The organism is Arthrobacter sp. BB-1 (assembly GCF_006151685.1).
GTDB lineage: Bacteria > Actinomycetota > Actinomycetes > Actinomycetales > Micrococcaceae > Arthrobacter.
Map to the genome: position 1 here is coordinate 1 of NZ_VDEV01000045.1, position 5,722 is coordinate 5,722.

Annotated in this window: 3 rRNA genes; all 3 read right to left on the reverse strand. The window is 55.2% G+C overall.

The window, feature by feature from the left end:
• Positions 1 to 24 precede the first annotated feature (24 nt).
• Positions 25 to 141, reverse strand: a 5S ribosomal RNA gene (gene rrf, locus FHJ30_RS21120).
• A gap of 235 nt (positions 142 to 376) precedes the next feature.
• Positions 377 to 3,503: ribosomal RNA gene (locus tag FHJ30_RS21125) — 23S ribosomal RNA — on the reverse strand.
• 514 nt (positions 3,504 to 4,017) lie between these two features.
• A 16S ribosomal RNA gene (locus FHJ30_RS21130) occupies positions 4,018 to 5,540 on the reverse strand.
• The 16S, 23S and 5S rRNA genes sit together here, the layout of an rRNA operon.
• Positions 5,541 to 5,722: the final 182 nt, after the last annotated feature.

Here is a 5,722-nt window from a genome sequence, read left to right on the forward strand (position 1 = left end):
CGTCAGGGCCCTGCTGTAATGTGTGTCCGGCGGTGACCTACTCTCCCACACCCTCCCGGGTGCAGTACCATCGGCGCTGTGGGTCTTAGCTTCCGGGTTCGGAATGGGACCGGGCGTTTCCCCCACGCTATGACCGCCGTAACCCTTGTACCCGTCCGCCGGGTTGTGGTGCCCGGGGTGGGAAGTTTTGTGGTTACAACTGCTCCCGTGTGTTGTTGGGAGCGGTGGTGTTGTTTATTCAGTTGTGTTCCTCAGCGCAACAGGCCCGTGGCGGGTTTGTTGGTTGGGAACCACATAGTGGACGCAAGCAGTCTTGTTATCTTTTTACCCTCCCCCTTGGTGCAAACGCTTTTGAACCCGTTTGCGGGGTGGGTGTGTGGTGTAAGTTATCGGCCTATTAGTACCGGTCAGCTTCACGAGTCGTTAGTCCTCGCTTCCACATCCGGCCTATCAACCCAGTGGTCTGGCTGGGGGCCTCTCACACACAAGGTGTATGGAAATCTCATCTTGAAGCGAGCTTCCCGCTTAGATGCTTTCAGCGGTTATCCCATCCGAACGTAGCTAATCAGCGGTGCACTTGGCAGTACAACTGACACACCAGAGGTTCGTCCGTCCCGGTCCTCTCGTACTAAGGACAGCCCTTCTCAAATTTCCTGCGCGCGCAGCGGATAGGGACCGAACTGTCTCACGACGTTCTAAACCCAGCTCGCGTACCGCTTTAATGGGCGAACAGCCCAACCCTTGGGACCTACTCCAGCCCCAGGATGCGACGAGCCGACATCGAGGTGCCAAACCATGCCGTCGATATGGACTCTTGGGCAAGATCAGCCTGTTATCCCCGAGGTACCTTTTATCCGTTGAGCGACGGCCATTCCACAATGTACCGCCGGATCACTAGTCCCGACTTTCGTCCCTGCTCGAGATGTCTCTCTCACAGTCAAGCTCCCTTGTGCACTTACACTCGACACCTGATTGCCAACCAGGCTGAGGGAACCTTTGGGCGCCTCCGTTACTTTTTAGGAGGCAACCGCCCCAGTTAAACTACCCATCAGGCACTGTCCCTGACCCGGATTACGGGCCGAAGTTAGATGTCCAAAGTGACCAGAGTGGTATTTCAACGATGACTCCACCCGAACTGGCGTCCGGGCTTCAACGTCTCCCACCTATCCTACACAAGCCACTCCGAACACCAATACCAAACTATAGTAAAGGTCTCGGGGTCTTTCCGTCCTGCTGCGCGTAACGAGCATCTTTACTCGTACTGCAATTTCGCCGAGTTTATGGTTGAGACAGCGGGGAAGTCGTTACTCCATTCGTGCAGGTCGGAACTTACCCGACAAGGAATTTCGCTACCTTAGGATGGTTATAGTTACCACCGCCGTTTACTGGGGCTTAAATTCTCAGCTTCGCCTTGCGGCTAACCGGTCCTCTTAACCTTCCAGCACCGGGCAGGAGTCAGTCCGTATACATCGTCTTGCGACTTCGCACGGACCTGTGTTTTTAGTAAACAGTCGCTTCCCCCTGGTCTCTGCGGCCCCGATCCCCTCCACACCGCAAGGGTGTATCAAGGTTGGGGCCCCCCTTCTCCCGAAGTTACGGGGGCATTTTGCCGAGTTCCTTAACCATAATTCTCTCGATCGCCTTAGTATTCTCTACCTGATCACCTGTGTCGGTTTGGGGTACGGGCGGCTAAAACCTCGCGTCGATGCTTTTCTCGGCAGCATAGGATCACCAAATCCCCCCAAACGGGGGTCCCATCAGATCTCAGGCATCATGAACAGCGGATTTGCCTACCGTTCGCCCTACATCCTTAGACCGGGACAACCATCGCCCGGCTTGGCTACCTTCCTGCGTCACACCTGTTAATACGCTTGCCTCCCAGGATCAGGTCCTGCGCTCCACCAAAACCCTCACACCACAAGGGCGATCGGGCAGGTCTCGGGCAGTTAGTATCCCCTGTTCAGCATGGGCGGTTTTTCGCCGGTACGGGAATATCAACCCGTTGTCCATCGACTACGCCTGTCGGCCTCGCCTTAGGTCCCGACTTACCCAGGGCAGATTAGCTTGACCCTGGAACCCTTGATCATTCGGCGGACGGGTTTCTCACCCGTCTTTCGCTACTCATGCCTGCATTCTCACTCGTGTAGGCTCCACCGCTGGTTTACACCGCGACTTCACCGCCCACACGACGCTCCCCTACCCATCCAAACGCCTGAACCACAAGGGCTTAGCTAATATTTGAATGCCACAACTTCGGCGGTGTACTTGAGCCCCGCTACATTGTCGGCGCGGAATCACTTGACCAGTGAGCTATTACGCACTCTTTTAAGGATGGCTGCTTCTAAGCCAACCTCCTGGTTGTCTTCGCAACTCCACATCCTTTCCCACTTAGCACACGCTTAGGGGCCTTAGTTGGTGGTCTGGGCTGTTTCCCTCTCGACTATGAAGCTTATCCCCCACAGTCTCACTGCTGCGCTCTCACTTACCGGCATTCGGAGTTTGGCTGACGTCAGTAACCTTGTAGGGCCCATTAGCCATCCAGTAGCTCTACCTCCAGCAAGAAACACGCAACGCTGCACCTAAATGCATTTCGGGGAGAACCAGCTATCACGAAGTTTGATTGGCCTTTCACCCCTACCCACAGCTCATCCCCTCCATTTTCAACTGAAGTGGGTTCGGTCCTCCACGACGTCTTACCGTCGCTTCAACCTGGCCATGGGTAGATCACTTCGCTTCGGGTCTAGATCACGCCACTGCAACGCCCTATTCAGACTCGCTTTCGCTACGGCTGCCCCACACGGGTTAACCTCGCGACGTAACACTAACTCGCAGGCTCATTCTTCAAAAGGCACGCCGTCACCAGAATCAGACTGGCTCCGACGGATTGTAAGCACACGGTTTCAGGTACTGTTTCACTCCCCTCCCGGGGTACTTTTCACCTTTCCCTCACGGTACTGGTCCGCTATCGGTCATTAGGGAGTATTTAGGCTTATCAGGTGGTCCTGACAGATTCGCACGGGATTTCTCGGGCCCCGTACTACTTGGGATACTCATCCGGGCGGTACACAACATTACGGTTACGGGGCTAACACCCTCTCTGGCCGGCCTTTCAAGACCGTTCACCTATGCCTGCACATCACACCCCACTGCCCCGGCAGAGACAGTACGGAAAGTCCCACAACCCCGACCATGCAACGCCCGCCGGCTATCACACATGGAACGGTTTAGCCTGATCCGCGTTCGCTCGCCACTACTAACGGAATCACTATTGTTTTCTCTTCCTGCGGGTACTGAGATGTTTCACTTCCCCGCGTTCCCTCCACGCACCCTATGTGTTCAGATGCGGGTCACCAGGCAACTCGCGTCCCTGGCGGGGTTTCCCCATTCGGACACCCTGGGATCACAGTCCGGTTATCGACTCCCCCAGGCTTATCGCAGATTCCTACGTCCTTCTTCGGCTCCTAATGCCAAGGCATCCACCGTGTGCTCTTAAAAACTTGACCACAAAAGATCAAAAACGCTAATTTTCGAGAGAACCACAGAAACCAACCACACCCAACAACAACCCCCCAAAAGAGGGACCATCACCACGCGCAGCCAGATCCAGGTTCATATTCTTGGAAATTGCTTCTTATAAAAGATGCTCGCGTCCACTATGTAGTTCTCAAACAACAACCCCGTACCACACACCCCACACACACAACATGCATGATCGGTGCAGCCAGGAAACCAGAAACAAACAAACCCGGCACAACCCCCACAAAAGAGGCCCATACCGGTCCTGTTGCCTCAGGACCCAACAGTGTGCCAAACACTAAACCACCCAACCCCAGACCCCGCCGTTCCAGGACACACAAAGCATCCGTACTAAACAAGACCAAGACCAGGCAGCCGCTATCCGTTGATATTCCACCCTTGAGCACCCGCCGCAGAACTTGCGTCTGCGCAACGGGCATATACTCCTGACAAACCCCCACCAACGCATACACGCAGTGACAGCCTGTAGGTGCTCCTTAGAAAGGAGGTGATCCAGCCGCACCTTCCGGTACGGCTACCTTGTTACGACTTAGTCCCAATCGCCAGTCCCACCTTCGACAGCTCCCTCCCACAAGGGGTTAGGCCACCGGCTTCGGGTGTTACCAACTTTCGTGACTTGACGGGCGGTGTGTACAAGGCCCGGGAACGTATTCACCGCAGCGTTGCTGATCTGCGATTACTAGCGACTCCGACTTCATGGGGTCGAGTTGCAGACCCCAATCCGAACTGAGACCGGCTTTTTGGGATTAGCTCCACCTCACAGTATCGCAACCCTTTGTACCGGCCATTGTAGCATGCGTGAAGCCCAAGACATAAGGGGCATGATGATTTGACGTCGTCCCCACCTTCCTCCGAGTTGACCCCGGCAGTCTCCTATGAGTCCCCACCATCACGTGCTGGCAACATAGAACGAGGGTTGCGCTCGTTGCGGGACTTAACCCAACATCTCACGACACGAGCTGACGACAACCATGCACCACCTGTAAACCGACCGCAAGCGGGGCACCTGTCTCCAGGTATTACCGGTTCATGTCAAGCCTTGGTAAGGTTCTTCGCGTTGCATCGAATTAATCCGCATGCTCCGCCGCTTGTGCGGGCCCCCGTCAATTCCTTTGAGTTTTAGCCTTGCGGCCGTACTCCCCAGGCGGGGCACTTAATGCGTTAGCTACGGCGCGGAAAACGTGGAATGTCCCCCACACCTAGTGCCCAACGTTTACGGCATGGACTACCAGGGTATCTAATCCTGTTCGCTCCCCATGCTTTCGCTCCTCAGCGTCAGTTAATGCCCAGAGACCTGCCTTCGCCATCGGTGTTCCTCCTGATATCTGCGCATTTCACCGCTACACCAGGAATTCCAGTCTCCCCTACATCACTCTAGTCTGCCCGTACCCACCGCAGATCCGGAGTTGAGCCCCGGACTTTCACGGCAGACGCGACAAACCGCCTACGAGCTCTTTACGCCCAATAATTCCGGATAACGCTTGCGCCCTACGTATTACCGCGGCTGCTGGCACGTAGTTAGCCGGCGCTTCTTCTGCAGGTACCGTCACTTACGCTTCTTCCCTACTGAAAGAGGTTTACAACCCGAAGGCCGTCATCCCTCACGCGGCGTCGCTGCATCAGGCTTGCGCCCATTGTGCAATATTCCCCACTGCTGCCTCCCGTAGGAGTCTGGGCCGTGTCTCAGTCCCAGTGTGGCCGGTCACCCTCTCAGGCCGGCTACCCGTCGTCGCCTTGGTAAGCCATTACCTCACCAACAAGCTGATAGGCCGCGAGTCCATCCAAAACCACAAAAAGCTTTCCACCCCCCACCATGCGATGAGGAGTCATATCCGGTATTAGACCCAGTTTCCCAGGCTTATCCCAGAGTTAAGGGCAGGTTACTCACGTGTTACTCACCCGTTCGCCACTAATCCCCCAGCAAGCTGGGATCATCGTTCGACTTGCATGTGTTAAGCACGCCGCCAGCGTTCATCCTGAGCCAGGATCAAACTCTCCGTTGAAGTAAAACAGACACAACCCCCAGCCCCGGGAAAACGGGACAAAAAGGCTGCACAAAATTTGAAACCAGCTGTAAAAACCAGACCACCCACAGGGGCGGGCAATCCAGTCAATTCAACCAATCACTAAAACAATTGGTATCAACAAACTTGGCACACTATTGAGTTCTCAAACAACAGACACA